This is a genomic window from Rhizobium sp. YTUHZ044, from assembly GCF_051123975.1.
Taxonomy (GTDB): Bacteria; Pseudomonadota; Alphaproteobacteria; order Rhizobiales; family Rhizobiaceae; genus Rhizobium.
Genome location: NZ_CP101426.1, coordinates 3,662,821 through 3,680,949, shown reverse-complemented (window position 1 = coordinate 3,680,949; position 18,129 = coordinate 3,662,821). Strand labels below are relative to the sequence as shown.

The following is an 18,129-nucleotide window of genomic DNA, read 5'->3' as shown; positions in this document are numbered from 1 at the left end:
TGATCCGGCTCACGTGCCGAGGGCGGCGACATCATGATTTTCCTCGGCATCGCTGCCGGGGATGAAGGCGTGGAAGGCCGCCAGCGCCGCGGCGCGATAAATATCCCGTTCCTGGAAGATCTCATGACGGGCGCCGTTGATCGGCACCAGCTGGCCGGCGCGGAAATAACGCGAGAGCCGCTCCTGTGCCGTGTAGGGCACGACGCCATCACGTGTCGGGGCGATGACGATGGTCGGGATGGTAATCGAGAAAAGATGGTTGGGCGAGGTGACCCGGTCCATGGTCCGGAAGGCTTCGGTCAGCCAGCGGGCCGTCGGCGGCCCGAGCGTCAGTTCCGGATGGGCCTTCATCATCGCAATATTGCGCTCGAAGCGGGTTTCGTCTGAGGTCAACGGATTGTCGCGGAATTCCGACTCCTTCAGCTTCGAGGTCAGCGGCATGAAGCCGAGGCCGGCGGCCGTCAGCGCGCCGGCGAGGGTGCGGATGACGCGGGGCGAGGCCGACTGGCCGGTCAGGCCGATGAAGGGAGCCGATAGCACCATGCGGTCGATGCGGGTGGTGAGATAGGGGGCGGCCGACAGCGCGATCAGTCCGCCGGTGGAATGGCCGAGCAGGTAGAACGGCAGGCGGGTATCCGGCAGCACTATCTTTTCGAGGAAGGTGTCGAGATCGCGCTCGTAATCGGAAAAGCGGCGGATATGGCCGTGATTGCGGCGCTTCAGGAGCCGCGACGAACCGCCCTGGCCACGTAGGTCGAAGGTCGCGACCCAGAGGCCTTTGCCTGTCAGGTCGCGGATCGTCTCGAAATATTTTTCGATATATTCGTTGCGGCCATGGATGATGACGACCGTGCCCTTGGCGACCTGGGCGCCAGAACGGAAAACGGCGTAACGCAGCCGGTGACCGTCATGGGTTTCGAAGAACCCTTCGGTGCGGTTTTCCGGGGCAGGATTGTCGGGCGTCGAATAGAGAACCTGATCCATCACTTACCTATGCGCCGCTGCTGAATGCTTCCCTATCAGGGATAGCGCATGGCGCCCGGCTTGGAAAGCGGGGGAAAAAGGGCCGGCGGGAGCGTGAGGGCGCTCGCGGCCGGCCCAAGTTTAGACTGAAGAAGAAGGGACGATGCACTTCAGTCATCGGGGCCAGTGTCACCCGACATCGTCATTTCTAGGCAGGCATGTCTGAACGCCTTCCGAACCGGCCGTTCACGCGCGGTTCACGGCCGGCCGAGGGGGCCTCGAAAAGGTCTTGAACTCCTCGAATCGCGTCACCATCTCCATCCTGCGGGTGCCAAAGGGGCCCGCGCAACCGTCCCGAGACCGCCAAGATGGGGTTTCAGGGCACCTTATCGCAACACGTCGCTTCCCTAGGAGGACATCATGCGTCACGTAGACTTCTCTCCCCTCTATCGTTCGACGGTCGGTTTCGACCGCCTCTTCACCATGCTCGACAGCCTTGCTCAGCCGGAGCAGGCGCAGACCTATCCGCCCTATAATATCGAGCGCACCGGTGAAAACACCTATCGCATCACCATGGCGGTCGCCGGCTTCGACGAGACCGAGCTTTCGATCGAAGCTCATGCCCATGTGCTGTCCGTGAAGGGTGAAAAGAACGAGGAAACCGCTGAAGGCGGCGAATTCCTCTATCGCGGCATTGCCAAGCGCGCCTTCGAGCGCCGCTTCCAGCTTGCCGATCACGTCGAGGTGTCAGCCGCTTCGCTGAAGAATGGCCTGCTTCACATCGATCTTCTGCGCAACATTCCCGAGGCCATGAAGCCCCGCAAGATCACGATTGCCGCCGAGCCGGTCGAGGCTCCGAAGGCGATCGAGGCGCAGGTCGTCAACGGTTAACAGCTGTCCTTCAGGGACAATGGACGGCGCTCCGATCGGGGCGCCGTTTTTTTATTGCCGAACATCTTATTGGCGTTCAGGCCGGGCTGGCGGCGTCCTTCATTTGCTGTTCCGTTACGCGCCGGGCTGCTGCTGCGGCATATTTCTGGGCGATGACGGCGCAGACCATCAGCTGAATCTGGTGGAAGAGCATCAGCGGAAGCACGATCGCCCCAATCGATTGGCCGGCGAAGATGACGTTTGCCATCGGAACGCCGCTTGCCAAGCTCTTTTTCGAGCCGCAGAAGGTGATGGTGATCTCGTCAGCCTTGTCGAATCCCAGCCAGCGGCTGCCGAACATCGTCAAGACAAGAACAAACGCCAGAAGCACGACGTCGGCGACGACGACAACGGCGATGTCGGCAATCGAGAAAGTGTGCCACAGTCCTTCGACGATCGCCGTCGAGAAGGCGAGATAGACCACCATCAGGATCGAGCCGCGGTCGACCGGCATGAGAATCTTCTTCTTGGCGCGAATCCAATCGCCGATCCAGGGCTGCAGGATCTGACCAACGATGAAAGGCGCAAGCAGCTGCAGCAGGATCTGCCGAAGCGCGTCGAAGGAGAAGCCGCCATGGCCGCCGACGGAAAAGAGCAGGCCGACCAGCAGCGGCGTCAGGAACATGCCGAAAATGTTCGAGGCCGAGGCCGAGCAGATCGCGGCGGGCACACTGCCGCCCGCCATCGAGGTGAAGGCGATCGACGACTGCACCGTCGACGGCAGCACGCAAAGGAAGAGGATGCCGAGGTAAAGCGGCCGTGGCAGGATCGCGTCGGGGATGAAGCCGAGTCCGAGCCCGAGCAGCGGGAAGATGCCGAACGTCGTCAGCAGGATGACGAGATGCAGCCGCCAGTGCAGCAGACCAGCAATGACGACGTCACGGGAAAGGCGCGCGCCGTGCAGGAAAAACAGCGCCGCGATGGCCATATCGGTGGCGACGCCGAAATAATCCGCAAAACTGCCGCTCGCCGGAAACAGGGAGGCGAGAATGACGGTGCAGACGAGCAGGATCGTGAACGTATCTGGCAGAAAGCGGCGCATGACGGTCTCGCAGCAATAAAGTAACCGTTGTTCTGTCGTCCATTATGATCCAGGATGCAAGAAATAACAGTTATCGAGATGCTGGATTATGCTGGACCTCGCGCAGTTGCGCAGTTTCGTTACCGTCGAACAGATGGGCAGTTTCACGCTTGCTGCGGAAAGGCTGGGCCTCGGGCAATCGACGGTCAGCCAGCATATCCAGCGGCTGGAGGCGGCGCTCGGACGCAAGCTGCTCGCGCGCGACACCCACAAGGTGATGCTCACCGGTGACGGCGAGGCGCTGCTTTCGCATGCGCGCGCCATGCTTTCGATCGAGGGGCAAGTGCAGGCGCTGTTCAAGAGCAACAGCCTGCGCGGCAGCCTCCGGCTCGGCGTGTCGGAGGATTTCGTCACCAGCCAGCTGCCAGCAGTGCTGGAGGATTTCGTTCGCTCGCACCCGTCCGTCGACCTGGAACTGACGGTGGCGCTTTCAGGCGTGCTTTATGAGATGCAGGATAATGGCGAAATCGATCTGGTGCTCGCCAAGCGCCGGCTTGGCGATGCGCGCGGAAAACTGGTTTATCGCGAGCCGCTCGTCTGGCTGGCGCGCGATCCTGAACGAGTGCTCGCCTCCGGTCCATTACCGCTGATCGCTTTCCCACCGCCGAGCGTGACACGGGCGATCGCCCTGGAAGCACTTGGGCGCAATGGCGTGCCGTGGCGGATCGTCTGCACTTGCGGCAGCCTGAGCGGGCTGACGGCAGCGGCGCGAGCCGGAATGGGCATGCTGGTGCAGCCGCGCAGTATGGCTCCGTCCGGGCTGAAAGAAGTTGCTGCGGGAAAATTGCCGGTGCTCGAGGATGTGGAATTCGTATTGGTGCCGCGCACGGGTGCGGATCAGGCGCTGGTCTCGGCACTGTCCGACGATATTCTCCAAAAGGTCAGGGGGCTGAGGTCCGCATGACCCACAGCCGTCACGGGGAAACCTGACCGGCAGGCAGGCTCGTCCGGTCGTCGATCAGGCGGCCAGGCATCTCAGGAAGCCATCCACGTCTGCTTCCGTGGTTGCGAAGCTGGTGACGAGGCGGATCAAGCTCTCGCTTTCAGAAACGAGTTCGGGTGCTGCCGCAGGCGCCGGCCATTCATAAAATTTCGCGCCTTTTTCCTCTGCTGTTCTTGCAGCACTCTTGCTGATGACGGCAAAGACCTCGTTGGTCGCGGTCCGCCAGGCGAGGCGCCCGGCGCTGCTGGCGGCAATACCGGCGCGCAGCCTGTCGGCCATGGCGTTCGAATGGCGGGCGAGATCGAGCCAGAGGCCATTTTCGAAATAGGCGTCGAACTGGGCTGCGATGAAGCGCGACTTGGAGAAGTGCTGGGCAGCGCGCTTGCGGATGAAGGGCATTTCCTTTGCCTGATCGGGATTGAAGAAGACGATCGCCTCCGCGCACCAACAGCCGTTCTTGGTGCCGCCGAAGGACAGCATGTCGACGCCGCGCTTCCAGGTCATCTCCGCAGGGGTGGCATCGAGTGCGATCAGCGCGTTGGCGAAGCGGGCGCCATCCATGTGGAGCGGCAGGTTGCGCTTCCTCGAGATGGCGGCGATCTCGCCGATCTCCGGCAGTGAATAGACGGTGCCGATCTCGGTCGACTGGGTGATGGTCACAGCGCTGGCGCGGCCATGACGGAGGGCATCCTCGGGAAAGTGCGCGATTTTTGCCGAAAGCTTTGCCGGATCGATCTTGCCGGCTTCGCCGTCGACGGCCATGAGGCGGGCGGAGCCGGAGAAGAATTCCGGCGCGCCGCATTCATCTTCGATCACATGGGCTTCCGAATGGCAGAAGGTAATCCCGCCGGGGCGCTGGACGCTCGCCAGCGCCAGGGAGTTGGCGGCCGTGCCGGTGGCGACGAAGAAAACGGAAACCTCACGCTCGAAGATCTCGCAGAAGCGGGCCTCGACCTTTTTGTCGAGATCACCGGCGCCATAGGCCGGAGCAAAGCCGGCCGATTCCGCAAGCAGGCGTTCGGCAATGGAACGGTGGGCGCCGGCCCAATTATCGGAAGCAAAGAACATGGCTAAGACCGTGGGGGAGTGGACGGAGAGTTGGGAGGTTTCGAAGCGGACCTTACGCCAAAGCTTCACGGGATCAAGGCTATCGCCCCTGATGCATCACGAAAATTGAATTACGCAATCAATAAAAAGAATGACGCGTCGGTGCGTAATTTTATTTCTCTAATGGGGTTTATCTGGCAATCTTCCTTCGCAAAATCACGTTTTTTAACGTAACGCTCTTGCGGACCGGGATCGTTTCTGGCATAGAACTGGTGAATTAGGACAGTGTTGCTGTCCTATTTTGGCCCCTGGGGCCGAAGAGGCGCCGAAAACCCTGGCAGCGACGGGCTTTCACGCTATAGTTCTTCCAAGCGTCAAGCCCCAGGCGGCGCGCGGAGGCGAATGGCAGGCGCGGAACGCGGCGGTTTGCTTTCCCTTAAAGCAGATGTCTGCGGCCGATCTTCACAATGCAACAGCGCTGTCATGCGACGGACCTATTTTCGGGTTGCGGCGCGAGACGAAGAGCCGCCCGCGGCCCCGCGGGCTTCGACAGGAGGAAAGACGATGACGAAGACGCCATCCATGGAATTTGACCGGTTTGCTGCTGCAGAGGTGCGCGCGACGGCCAAGACGTCCAAATCCGCGTCCGGCCTGCCGAAGAAGCAGGGGCTTTACGATCCTGCCAACGAGCATGACGCTTGCGGCGTTGGCTTCGTCGCCCATCTGAAGGGCGAGAAGTCGCACCAGATCGTCAAGGACGGCCTGTTCATCCTCGAAAACCTGACGCATCGCGGCGCCGTCGGCGCCGATCCCCTGATGGGCGACGGCGCCGGCATCCTGGTGCAGATCCCCGACCGTTTCTTCCGCGAGGAGATGGCGGCGCAGGGCATTACCTTGCCGCCGGTTGGCGAATATGGCGTCGGCCATATCTTCATGCCGCGCGACCAAAAGCAGATCGAGCACTTCAAGAAGGTGATCAAGGACGTCGTCGTCGAGGAAGGCCAGGTCTTCATCGGCTTCCGCGACGTGCCGGTCGACAATTCCTCGCTTTCCAAGGCGCCTGATATTGCCGCGACCGAGCCGCATCATGTGCAGGTCTTCATCGGCGCTGGGGAAGATGCCGAAAACAACGACGAATTCGAACGGCGGCTGTTCACGCTGCGAAAGGTCATCTCCAACCGGATCTATGACGAGTTCGAGGGTGAGGAGAGCAATTTCTACCCGGTGTCGCTGTCGTCGGCGACGGTGGTATACAAGGGCATGTTCCTGGCCTATCAGGTCGGCGCCTATTATAAGGACCTGTCGGATCCGCGTTTCGAAAGCGCGGTCGCTCTCGTGCATCAGCGCTTCTCGACCAACACCTTCCCGTCGTGGAAGCTCGCCCACCCCTATCGTATGGTCGCCCATAACGGCGAGATCAACACGCTGCGCGGCAACGTCAACTGGATGGCGGCGCGCCAGGCCTCGGTCTCTTCGCCGCTGTTCGGCGAGGACATCTCCAAGCTCTGGCCGATTTCCTACGAGGGACAGTCGGACACGGCCTGTTTCGACAATGCGCTGGAATTCCTGGTGCGCGGCGGCTACTCGCTCGCCCATGCCGTCATGATGCTGATCCCGGAAGCTTGGGCCGGCAACCAGTCGATGGCGGCCGAACGCAAGGCATTTTACGAATATCACGCCGCGCTGATGGAGCCGTGGGACGGACCGGCGGCGGTCGCCTTCACCGACGGCCGGCAGATCGGCGCCACGCTTGACCGCAACGGCCTCAGGCCGGCGCGCTACCTCGTCACCGATGACGACCGTGTCATCATGGCGTCCGAGGCCGGCGTGCTGCCGGTTCCGGAAGAAAAGATCATCCAGAAGTGGCGCCTGCAGCCGGGCAAGATGCTGCTGATCGACATGGAAGAGGGCCGCATCATCTCCGATGACGAGGTGAAGTCGCAGCTTGCGACGGCGCATCCCTATCGCAGCTGGCTCGACCGCACCCAACTCATCCTCGAAGACCTGAAGCCGGTGGAACCGCGGGCGCTGCGCCGCGATGTATCGCTGCTCGACCGCCAGCAGGCCTTTGGCTATACGACCGAGGATACCAAGATCCTGATGTCGCCGATGGCGACGACCGGTCAGGAAGCGATCGGTTCGATGGGCACCGATACGCCGATCTCGGCGATGTCAGAAAAGCCCAAGCTGCTCTACACCTATTTCAAGCAGAACTTTGCGCAAGTGACGAACCCGCCGATCGATCCGATCCGCGAAGAGCTCGTCATGAGCCTCGTCTCCTTCATCGGCCCGCGTCCGAACATTCTCGACCATGAGGGTATGGCGAATGCCAAGCGCCTGGAAGTGCGTCAGCCGATCCTGACCAATGGCGATCTCGAAAAGATCCGCTCGATCGGCCATACGGAAGACCGTTTCGATACCAAGACGCTCGATTTCACCTATGATATCGAACGCGGCGCTGCCGGCATGCCGGAGATGCTCGACCGACTCTGCGAACGCGCGGAAGCGGCCGTCAAGGGCGGCTACAACATCATCGTGCTTTCCGATCGCCAGATCGGACCTGATAGAATCGCCATTCCGGCGCTGCTCGCAACGGCTGCCGTCCACCATCACCTGATCCGCAAGGGGCTTCGCACGTCGGTCGGCCTCGTCGTCGAAACCGGTGAGCCGCGCGAAGTGCATCATTTCTGCCTGCTCGCCGGCTACGGCGCCGAGGCGATCAACCCCTATCTCGCCTTCGACACGCTGCTCGACATGCATGCCAAGGGCGAGTTCCCGAAGGAAGTGGATGCCTCCGAAATCGTCTACCGCTACATCAAGGCGGTCGGCAAAGGCATCCTCAAGGTCATGTCGAAGATGGGCATCTCGACTTACCAGTCCTATTGCGGCGCGCAGATCTTCGACGCCATCGGCCTCTCGTCCGACCTGGTCGACAAGTATTTCTTCGGAACGGCGACGATGATCGAAGGCATCGGCCTCGAAGCGATCGCCGAAGAGACCGTCGCGCGCCATACCGCAGCCTTCGGCAAGGATCCGTTGCTGGCGACAACGCTCGATATCGGCGGCGAATATGCCTACCGCATGCGCGGCGAAAGCCATGCCTGGACGCCGGATGCGGTTGCAGCTCTTCAGCATGCCGTGCGCGGCAATGCCGAGGATCGCTACCGCGAATTCGCCGAGATGGTCAACAATTCGGCGCTGCGCATGAACACGATCCGCGGGCTCTTCAGGATCAAGAGCGCCGAGGCGCTCGGCCGTAAGCCGGTCTCGATCGATGAGGTCGAGCCGGCCGCCGATATCGTCAAGCGGTTCTCGACGGGGGCAATGTCCTTCGGCTCGATCTCCCGCGAGGCGCATACGACGCTGGCGATAGCCATGAACCGGATCGGCGGCAAGTCGAACACCGGCGAGGGCGGCGAGGAGTCCGACCGCTACATGCCGCTCTCCGATGGTTCGATGAACCCGGAGCGTTCGGCGATCAAGCAGATCGCCTCGGGCCGCTTCGGCGTCACCACCGAATATCTGGTCAATGCCGACGTGCTGCAGATCAAGGTGGCGCAGGGCGCCAAGCCCGGCGAAGGCGGTCAGCTGCCGGGCCACAAGGTCGACGCGACGGTCGCCAAGACCCGTCATTCGACGCCGGGTGTGGGCCTGATCTCACCGCCGCCGCATCACGACATCTATTCAATCGAGGATCTGGCGCAGCTGATCTACGATCTGAAGAACGTCAATCCGACGTCCGACGTGTCGGTCAAGCTGGTCTCCGAAGTCGGTGTCGGCACGGTTGCGGCGGGTGTCGCCAAGGCGCGCGCCGACCACATCACCGTCGCCGGCTTCGACGGCGGCACCGGTGCCTCGCCGCTGACCTCGCTCAAGCATGCCGGCAGCCCCTGGGAGATCGGCCTTGCCGAAACCCAGCAGACGCTGGTGCTGAACGGCCTGCGGTCGCGTGTCGCACTGCAGGTGGACGGCGGCCTCAAGACCGGCCGCGACGTCATCGTCGGGGCGCTGCTCGGCGCAGACGAGTTCGGTTTCGCCACCGCGCCGCTGATCGCGGCCGGCTGCATCATGATGCGCAAGTGCCATCTCAACACCTGTCCGGTCGGCGTAGCGACGCAGGATCCGGTGCTGCGCAAGCGCTTCAAGGGCACGCCGGAGCACGTCATCAACTACTTCTTCTTCGTCGCCAACGAAGTGCGCGAAATTCTCGCCTCGCTCGGGTTCACCCGGCTTGACGACATCATCGGCGCATCCGAGCTGCTGGAGAAGGATGAGATGCTGGCGCACTGGAAGGCCAGGGGCCTCGATTTTAGCCGCATCTTCCACAAGGTCGATGCCGCCAAGGAAGAGACTTTCTGGACGAGCCGGCAACAGCATCCGATCGACGATATTCTCGACCGCGTTCTGATCGACCAGGCACAGCCGGCGCTGACGGACAAGACGCCCGTCGCCTTCGAGGTCGGCATCAAGAACGTCGACCGTTCGGCGGGCGCGATGCTGTCGGGCGAAGTCGCCAAGCGTTACCGCCATCGCGGGCTGAAGGAAGATACGATCAACGTGACGCTTCGCGGTACGGCGGGGCAGAGCTTCGGCGCCTTCCTGGCGCGCGGCGTCACCTTCAACCTGATCGGCGACGGCAACGACTATGTCGGCAAGGGACTTTCGGGCGGCAAGATCATCATTCGGCCGCCGGAGAACTCGCGGATCGTCGCCGAAAATTCGATCATCGTCGGCAACACCGTGCTTTATGGCGCGACCGAGGGCGAATGCTATTTCCGCGGCGTCGCCGGCGAGCGTTTTGCCGTGCGCAACTCCGGTGCGATCGCCATTGTCGAGGGGGTCGGCGACCATGGCTGCGAATACATGACCGGCGGCGTTGTCGTCGTGCTCGGCGCCACGGGCCGCAACTTTGCGGCCGGCATGTCCGGCGGCGTCGCCTATGTGCTCGATGAAGCCGGCGATTTCGCCAGCCGCTGCAACATGGCGATGGTCGAACTCGAGCCAGTGCCGGAGGAGGACGACATGCTGGAGAAGCTGCATCATCACGGCGGCGATCTCATGCACAAGGGACGTGTCGACGTCTCAGGTGACATGACGCGCCACGATGAGGAGCGGCTCTACCAGCTGATCTCCAATCATCTGCACTATACGGGCTCCGCCCGCGCCAAGCAGATCCTCGACAGCTGGGCCGACTACCGCCCGAAGTTCCGCAAGGTCATGCCGGTCGAATACCGTCGTGCGCTCGAGGAAATGGAGCGCAGCCGGATGGGCATCGCCGCGGAATGATTTGAACCGGAGCATCCGCCACCTGCCGATCGCAGGTGGCGGATGACGGAAACATCTCGATGACTCGTGATGATCATGACGACGGCGGAAAGCCGTCCGGATCGCGCGGCGTCCTTCAGGAGATCTGTTCCAATGACGGTCAAGAGAAGCAACCCGCCCGGATTGCCGGGGACTGACGACAGACAACTGGCCGCAGTGAGGCGGTCATGAGGGTAAGGGACGAAGAAATGGGTAAGGTTACAGGATTTCTGGAAATCGACCGGCAGGTGGCGAAGTACCAGCCGGCGTCGGATCGCATCCGGCATTTCCGCGAGTTCACGATCCCGATGTCGGACCCGGAAGTGCAAAAACAGGCCGCGCGCTGCATGGACTGTGGCATTCCCTATTGTCACGGGCCTACCGGCTGCCCGGTTCACAACCAGATTCCGGATTGGAACGACCTCGTCTACAACAACAACTGGGAAGCGGCGATCCAGAACCTGCATTCGACCAACAACTTCCCGGAATTCACCGGCCGCGTCTGCCCGGCTCCCTGCGAGGAAGCCTGCACTTTGAATCTCGAGGATGCGCCGGTCGCCATCAAGACGGTCGAGCAGGCGGTCGCCGACAAGGCCTATGAACTCGGCTTCATCAGGCCGCAGCCGGCCACGGTCCATACCGGCAAGAAGGTCGCCGTCGTCGGCTCCGGCCCCGCCGGCATGGCGGCTGCCCAGCAGCTCGGCCGCGCCGGCCACGAGGTGCATGTCTATGAGCGCGAGACCAAGCCGGGCGGCCTGCTGCGCTACGGCATTCCCGATTTCAAGATGGAGAAGAACTTCATCGACCGCCGCGTCGAGCAGATGAAGGGCGAGGGCGTGACCTTCCATTGCGGCGTCAATGTCGGCGTCGACGTCAAGGTCGAACAGTTGCTGGCCGACCACGAGGCCGTCCTTTATTGCGGCGGCTCCGAGACGCCGCGCGAGGCGGGCATTCCGGGCGCCGACCTCGCAGGCGTGCATGATGCGATGCCCTATCTGGTGCAGCAGAACCGCCGTGTCGGGCGCGAGAATATCGACAGTGTCGGCTGGCCGTCGGACCCGATCCTGGCCGGCGCCAAACATGTTGTCGTCGTCGGCGGTGGCGATACGGCTTCGGATTGTGTCGGCACGGCCTTCCGCCAGGGGGCGGTCAAGGTCACCCAGCTCGACATTCGGCCGCAGCCGCCGGAAAAGGAAGACAAGCTCGCTGTCTGGCCCTTCTGGGCGACGAAGATGCGCACCTCCTCCTCGCAGGCCGAGGGCGCCGTGCGCGAGTTCCAGGTCGCGACGCTCGAATTCATCGGCGAAGACGGCGTGCTGACGGGCGTCAAGTGCTGCGAGGTCGACGAGCGCCGGCGGCCGGTTGCCGGCACGGAATTCGTCATCCGCGCCGATCTCGCCTTCATCGCCATCGGTTTCCGCGGCCCGTTCACGACAAGCGTGCTGAAGGAGCTCGAAGGCAAGCTGACGCTGAACACCGACAAGCGCGGCTCGACCAATGTCGTCGCCAACGACCGCGACTACAAGACCTCGGTCGACAAGCTCTGGACGGCGGGCGATGTGCGCCGTGGCCAGTCGCTGGTGGTCTGGGCGATCCGCGAAGGTCGCCAGGCGGCACGCGCCATCGACGAGGCGTTGATGGGCTCGACCGTCCTGCCGAACTGATCGCGCCTCAGATAGCTGATGAAGAGACGAACTCCGCCCCTTCCGGCGGAGTTTTTTATTGTGCGCGGCGCGTCCGGCGGGACCTCCTTTGCCGGTGCGACCGCTTGACGCGGCGGAATGCGACGCAAGCCTTGAGCAATGCCGGAGGGTGAAGCTTAAGCCGGACGCGGGCTCAGGAGGAGCCGCCGCGAATGATCGACAAGGATTATTCAAATGGTTTCTGCACTCGATAATACCAGGATGGTTTCGGCTCAATACGCCTTGAAGAATCTTCGGAGCTCCGATGAAAGCTCGGAGGATACGCGGAGTTCGTCGGCCGCCAGCATTCTGAGCAGCTACGGACTCGATTCGAGCTCAGCGTCGCTTCTTTCCAATCAGGCGCTGTCGGGGCTGCTCGACACGCTTTCCTCCAAAAGCGATACTTCCGACGAGACCGACACGACCGACGACCGCGCCGATGTGACCAGCGCCTCCTTCATGTCGATGCTGAAGCACCAGTTGCAGGAAGCGGCCGCGGCCGAAGGCGAAAGCGGCAAGGCTCATGACATACTGGCTGCGCTCGAAACAGGCACGCTCTCCATCTCCGATCCGAAGCAGGGCGTGTCGATCCGCGCCTGGGACGTCGATGATCCGGATGAGGCCGACACGGAAAGCGAGGCCGGCAAGGCGATCAATGTCAGCGGCTGGAGCGATTTCCTCGATGCGCATCTGGAGCGCGGCTCCGACGGCGCCTTTGTCAAGGAGAACGGCAGCTATGTCGATCAGACGAACGACAGCAATGCCTTCTTCGGGCTGATCGGCTCGAACTACTATTATCTGAGTTGGCCAAAGGCGGCGTAAGAAAGCCGCCTCGTGTAGCCTTTTTCATTTCACCGAGACTTCGGCCGGCGTCTTGGCCGCCGGCATGCGGTAGTCGTCGACGCGACCGACAGGTGCCGGCGTCATCTCGCCCTGCTCGACCAGGAGATCGCGCGGCGATTTCGTCAGCGTCACCGGTGGCGGTCTTGCGCCAAGGAGCTCGGCGCCGCCATCGAGACTGGGATCGGAGAGGCTGATCGGCACGGTGTGCTCGACCGGATTGGTGGGAAGGCCGAGATCCGGCAAATTGCTTTCATCGAGGCGCACCAGATCAGGGCTTGCCTGGGTGCCGAGAATCCGGCGGGCGGGCTTTTCCACATAGAAGGCAAGTTTGCGCCGGCCGGCCTGCGTGAGGTTGATGCCGTCGGAGGTGCGCAAGCGCACCTGCTGCCCCTTCACGTCGGAACCGGTGACGATGAAGGTGCCGTTTTCATCGACAAAACCATCCCAGATATCGACGAATTCACCGCCGATGCTCTCGACCTGGTTACGATAGAGCTGGTTCATCTGGACGGCATCGGCCGTCATCTGATCGGATTCGAAGGCGGGAAGACCGACCCAGAGCAGCGGTATCTTGCGGCTGGTGACTTCCTTGCCGAAAGAAAGGACACGGCGGCGATATTCGGCAAACCAGCCGTCGGTGCGGAACTTCTCCTTGGCAGTGTCGGTCACCATCTGCTGGCGGTCATTGGCGCCGATCATGACGACGACCATTGCCGGCTTCAGCTCGTCGATCATCTTCGGTAACTGTTCCGGCCAGTCATAATAATCATCGCGGACAAGACCCGAGGAAACATTGCCGCGGGCTTCGACGATGACGCCCGGCGATGTCTCGAAGGCGGCGGTCAGGCCGTCGCCGAGGCCGCTAGCAAGAAAATCACCGACGATCAGGATCTTGCGGGCGTCGGGGAGCTTCTGCACGACAGGCTCTTCTTCCCGTACCGGAGCGCGGACCGGCGGCGTGGTGCGGGGATTGACCACGGCTTTCTGCGCCGGCGGCGGGCGCTTGCGCTGCTGGCGTCTCGGCTCCGGGACATCAGGAGCCTGTGGGCTGTCGTCGAGATAGCGCCGGCCGAGGAAGAAATCCAAGATGGACCGGCGCTGATAGCGCTGCTCCTGGGCTTGGGCGACAGCCACCGGCGCAAGAGCGCCAAGGCACACCGAAGCCGCCATCAAGGCGAGCATGAGCCAGCGGATTTGAGGGGTCCGGTGAGTTTTCTTCATCATGGGCAGTTCCGCATCTGCCGGCATCTTGCACTGGTGGCAGGCCAGCGTCTACTCCCGCTTTATGTAGGTCATCGTAGGGCCACTTCTAGCGGCGAAGTGCGTTCAAAAGCGGCAGCGAGGGCTCGCCGTCGGGCTGCATGCCGATGCGCTCCTGCACCGCCGATATCGCCGCTTTCGAACCCGAGCCGAAATTGCCGTCAACCTCACCATTGTAATAGCCGAGCGTCTTGAGACGGGTTTGCAGCTCGAATTTCTCGGTGATGTCGAGCGCGCCGTCGGGGCGCGGCCAGCGCTGCTGAATGCCGCCATAGCCGGCGATCTGGTCGGCCAGCAGGCCAACGGCGAGCGCGTAGCTGTCCGACGCATTGTAGTTCTTGATGGTGAAGAAGTTTGCCGTCATCAGGAAGCCGGGACCGCCGGCTCCGGCAGGCATTTTCAGCACGGCTTTGGTGCCGCCGTCGCGGAAGGCCTTGCCGTTCGGCCGTTTCAGGCCGAGCTCCGCCCATTGGGCGAGCGTATGGGTCTTGCCGGCCTGCTTGGCGGCTGCGGCGGGAACGACGACCTCGTAGCCCCAGGTCTTGCCGGCATCCCAGCCGTTCTTCATTAGCAGATTGGCCGAGGTCGCCAGCGCGTCCGGCACCGAATTCCAGATATCGCGATGGCCGTTGCCGTCGGCATCGACAGCGTAGAGCAGGTAGCTTGTCGGGATGAACTGAGTGTGGCCCATGGCGCCCGCCCAGGAGCCGGTCATCTGACGTGCCGGCACATCCCCATTCTGCAGGATTTTCAACGCGGCAACCAGTTGCTTCTTGGCGAATTTGGCCCGACTCGGATCGGCGTAAGCAAGGGTTGCCAGTGCGCGCGGCACATAGTGCAGCCGGTCGTCCTTGTCGAGAATCGCGCCGTAATTCGATTCCATCGACCAGATCGCGAGCAGAATCGTCTTGTCGACGCCGAAGCGCTGCTCGATCGCATTGAGCGTCCGCGCATGCTTGACGGCCATCTCGCGGCCGATCCTGACCGTGTAGGGGTTAACGCGGGAATCAATGTAGTCCCAAATCTTCGAGGTGAATTCCGGTTGATAGGCCGCCTTTTCGAGCACCGTCGGGTCGGGTTCGCTCACCCCGGAAAAGGCCTTTTGATAAGTTGCCTTACTGATGCCACTCTCAGCGGCTGTTTGGTAAAAGTCCGCGATCCATTTCTGGAACCGGGAATCGGCTTTCGCGTTGTCGGGGGCCAGCCCTACCTGGGCGGCGACAACGAGGGCCAGAGCAAGACCACGAAGGGAGTTTTTGTGATTCTGGATCATCGACAGTCGTATCCGTCATCTTCAGTTTTCGGTGCAGCAGGGGGCATCATGTCCGCCCAGACCCGAGACTACAGGAACGGAGTCAACAAATTCTTTACCATGGCGACCCGCGGTGGTCACCATTGCAAAACAGTCGCAATTCTATACTAGTCAGACGTGAACGGCTTTATTTAAAAGGCGATTTAGTCAAAGCAGGAGGCCTGTGTGGCGCATCACAATAAAGTTCGTAAGGCAGTTTTTCCGGTGGCAGGGTTGGGAACGCGTTTCCTGCCGGCAACGAAGGCTGTTCCGAAGGAAATGTTGACCGTTGTCGACAAGCCTATCATTCAATACGTCGTCGATGAGGCGTTGGAAGCAGGGATCGAGCATCTGGTCTTCGTCACCGGACGCAACAAGCACATTATCGAAGACTATTTCGACATTCATTTCGAGCTGGAACAGACGCTGCGCGAACGCGCCAAGGAGGCCGAGATAACCCTTCTTGCCGAGCAACTGCCAAAGGCCGGAACGGTAAGCTTCACCCGTCAGCAGGAACCGCTCGGTCTCGGTCATGCCGTCTGGTGCGCCCGCGAAATCGTCGGCGACGAACCTTTCGCGCTGCTGCTGCCTGATATGATCATGAAGGGCGACAAGGGCTGCATGAAGGGCATGATCGAGCTCTACGGCCAGAGCGGCGGCAACATTATCGCCGTTGAGGAATGTGCCCCCGATCAGGCCCATAAATACGGCATCGTCGGCGTCGGCGAAGCGATCGGCGAAGGCTTCCGCATCACCGGCATGGTGGAAAAGCCTGCCAAGGGAACGGCGCCCTCGAATTTCTTCATCAACGGCCGCTACATCCTGCAGCCGGAGATCTTCAAGATCCTCGAAACCCAGGAGCGCGGCGCCGGCAATGAAATCCAGCTCACTGACGGCATGCTGAAGCTGCTGAAGGAACAGGATTTCGCCGGCTACCACTTCCGTGGCACGACCTACGACTGCGGCGCCAAGGATGGCTTCATCCTGGCCAACGTCGCCTACGCCCTCGAACGCGCCGATATCCGTCCGTCGGTCGAAGGCGGTTTCAAGGAACTGCTTGCCGGCCTGAATTAAGGTTTGCGCACAGCTATGAATGATCAAGCGCCGCGCCTCGCACCGGAGGCGCGGCGTTTAGCGTTTCAGCTTCAGGCCGACGCCGGCGCGCCATTGCTGCGAGTCATCGCCGTCCTTGCGCGTCGTCAGCTCGTAGCCGAGCGTGCTGGTGAGATCGAGATAGCGGTTGATGTTCCAGGTCAGGCCGGTCGCCGCAGTATAGACGAGCTCGTCGTTGATTGTGCTGTCGGTGGGATAGTCGCGCCATATGACGCCGCCGATCATGGTTCCGACCAGGTTGTCGCGCAGCTGGTGGGTGACCGTCGTCGTCAGCGCATGCGAAACGTAGCCGCTCTCGCCGGCGGTGGTCGAGGGCTGGATGCTAGTCTGCAGGTCTAGATTGACGTCGGTGCCGCGGATCGGCGACCAAAGCAGGCTCGCATCGAGCGTGGCTGTATCGATCGAGGCGAGCCGGCTGTCCTCGAAATCCGCCCTTTCGTAGCCTACCCCGACTTCACCCTTCAGCTTTTCGCCGAGGTCGACCTCGACGCCGGCCTTGGCGCCATAGCTATGGCCTGAGCGCTCGTAACCGGCGGAGTCGCGTGTTTCGTCATAGAGGGTACGGCCGATCGTGGCCTCGATGAAGGGGATGAGCGCGGGCGACAGCTCGTAGCCGACGCGACCGCGCAGCGTACCGGTCGTCTGGTTGCGATCGTTCAACTCCACGGTCGTGCCGTTCGCAAGCGTGGCGTCGGAATAGATCGAACGGCTCAGCGCCAGCGCCGTCGTGCCGCGCAGGATGCCGAAATCGCGTTGGACGGAGGCGCCGGCAGTGAACTCCTGCACATCTGACTGCTGTGTGGCATCGGCGATGGCGTCGGGATCGTCCGTATCCTCGCGGTAGAAATTATAACCGGCCGTGAGGTGCGCCACCGTGTCGTCGGCAAGATCCAGGCGGAGATCGCTATTGACTTTGAAAGACGGCTGCTCCTCGCCTTCGCCGCTGATATTTCGTTGCCAGGCGCCTTCCGACGTGACGGTCAGCTGGTGCCGTCCCCAGTCGGAGGTGAGCGTCGCGGCTGCATCCGTTTCGAGGAAGGCGCGCCGTTGCCTGGTATTGCCGTCCTTGGTGGTCTCGGTGTTGATGCTTTGGGTCACGCTCGGACGGAGCACGAAGGTGCCGATCGGAATACCGGGTGTTTCTGCCATCGAGGCACTTTCGCCAGCCCTGCGGACCGGCGGTGTCTCGTCGATCCGCGCTTCACGGGTGTTCAGTCGGCGCATGTCCTCATCGAGGATTGAGCCGGCAATCTCGTCACCGGGTTGCGCGTCCGGTGTGACGGGCCTCTGCTGGGCGTCGTCCGGGTTTCCCGCCGCACCCGTTGCCACAGGAGCGGTAGAAACGTCGATTTCATCACCGAAACCGGCCGCGGCATTGTTCGTGGTGCGACTGTCCTGGCTGGCGGCGTGGCTAGCGACAGGCTGCTGTGAGATGGACTGTGCGAATGCCGCAGTCTGGCCGACCAGCAGGGTGCCGAACGCAGTAAAGCAGACGACACGCCTCATCGCGCGGAGCGGCGTCACACTGCTCGTCTGTTTTGGCTGCCCCATTCACTCGCCTGACATGCTTTCGGTTCTTACTCAAAGGTAAAGCGTTGTGGTTAATCATTCGTTGCCGCCGGCGGGCGCTGTTCACAATTCGGAAATGGTGCGGGGTGGACTTGGAAAGTGA

Annotated in this window: 12 protein-coding genes; 6 read left to right on the top strand and 6 right to left on the bottom strand. The window is 62.0% G+C overall.

Translation table 11 applies throughout. From position 1 onward, the window contains the following. Positions 1 to 9: 9 nt before the first annotated feature. On the bottom strand, positions 10 to 984 hold the full coding sequence (locus NL154_RS18135) for an alpha/beta fold hydrolase (protein WP_210629850.1): 975 nt from the start codon (positions 982 to 984) through the stop codon (positions 10 to 12). A gap of 399 nt (positions 985 to 1,383) precedes the next feature. Between NL154_RS18135 and NL154_RS18130 the strand changes: the two genes are divergently transcribed. After that, positions 1,384 to 1,854, top strand: a complete 471-nt coding sequence (locus NL154_RS18130; RefSeq protein WP_210629851.1) for an Hsp20 family protein — start codon at positions 1,384 to 1,386, stop codon at positions 1,852 to 1,854. A 76-nt stretch (positions 1,855 to 1,930) separates the two neighbouring features. Here the strand turns inward: NL154_RS18130 and NL154_RS18125 are convergent, their stop codons facing one another. Beyond that, the gene (locus tag NL154_RS18125) at positions 1,931 to 2,935 is read right to left on the bottom strand and encodes a bile acid:sodium symporter family protein (protein ID WP_434733152.1); all 1,005 of its coding nucleotides are present in this window, start codon (positions 2,933 to 2,935) and stop codon (positions 1,931 to 1,933) included. A gap of 88 nt (positions 2,936 to 3,023) precedes the next feature. On the opposite strand from NL154_RS18125, the gene NL154_RS18120 reads away from it, so the two are divergent. Next, on the top strand, positions 3,024 to 3,878 hold the full coding sequence (locus tag NL154_RS18120; RefSeq protein WP_434733151.1) for a LysR substrate-binding domain-containing protein: 855 nt from the start codon (positions 3,024 to 3,026) through the stop codon (positions 3,876 to 3,878). Between the two features lie 54 nt (positions 3,879 to 3,932). On the opposite strand, the gene NL154_RS18115 is transcribed toward NL154_RS18120, so the two are convergent. Beyond that, a complete protein-coding gene (locus NL154_RS18115; RefSeq protein ID WP_221146421.1) occupies positions 3,933 to 4,985 on the bottom strand; it encodes a threonine aldolase family protein in 1,053 nt (350 codons plus the stop codon). 543 nt (positions 4,986 to 5,528) lie between these two features. Between NL154_RS18115 and gltB the strand changes: the two genes are divergently transcribed. The 3 genes from gltB (at position 5,529) to NL154_RS18100 (ending at position 12,772) form a co-directional block, all read left to right on the top strand. Then, on the top strand, positions 5,529 to 10,250 hold the full coding sequence (gene gltB, locus NL154_RS18110) for a glutamate synthase large subunit (RefSeq protein ID WP_434733150.1): 4,722 nt from the start codon (positions 5,529 to 5,531) through the stop codon (positions 10,248 to 10,250). Positions 10,251 to 10,477: 227 nt separating this feature from the next. Further along, positions 10,478 to 11,932, top strand: coding sequence for a glutamate synthase subunit beta (locus NL154_RS18105; protein WP_210629856.1), 1,455 nt, complete (start codon positions 10,478 to 10,480; stop codon positions 11,930 to 11,932). 213 nt (positions 11,933 to 12,145) lie between these two features. Then, entirely contained in the window at positions 12,146 to 12,772 is a 627-nt protein-coding gene (locus tag NL154_RS18100) for a hypothetical protein (protein ID WP_434733149.1), read from the top strand. 24 nt (positions 12,773 to 12,796) lie between these two features. Here the strand turns inward: NL154_RS18100 and NL154_RS18095 are convergent, their stop codons facing one another. Then, positions 12,797 to 14,041: an SGNH/GDSL hydrolase family protein gene (locus NL154_RS18095; RefSeq protein ID WP_221154550.1), complete on the bottom strand. Its 1,245-nt coding sequence runs from the start codon at positions 14,039 to 14,041 to the stop codon at positions 12,797 to 12,799. 61 nt (positions 14,042 to 14,102) lie between these two features. Then, complete coding sequence (locus tag NL154_RS18090) at positions 14,103 to 15,326, bottom strand: lytic murein transglycosylase (RefSeq protein WP_210629859.1); 1,224 nt, start codon at positions 15,324 to 15,326, stop codon at positions 14,103 to 14,105. Between the two features lie 204 nt (positions 15,327 to 15,530). Between NL154_RS18090 and galU the strand changes: the two genes are divergently transcribed. Continuing rightward, the gene (gene galU, locus NL154_RS18085; protein WP_210629860.1) at positions 15,531 to 16,418 is read left to right on the top strand and encodes a UTP--glucose-1-phosphate uridylyltransferase GalU; all 888 of its coding nucleotides are present in this window, start codon (positions 15,531 to 15,533) and stop codon (positions 16,416 to 16,418) included. A gap of 57 nt (positions 16,419 to 16,475) precedes the next feature. On the opposite strand, the gene NL154_RS18080 is transcribed toward galU, so the two are convergent. Then, on the bottom strand, positions 16,476 to 18,008 hold the full coding sequence (locus tag NL154_RS18080; RefSeq protein WP_434733148.1) for an outer membrane beta-barrel protein: 1,533 nt from the start codon (positions 18,006 to 18,008) through the stop codon (positions 16,476 to 16,478). Positions 18,009 to 18,129: the final 121 nt, after the last annotated feature.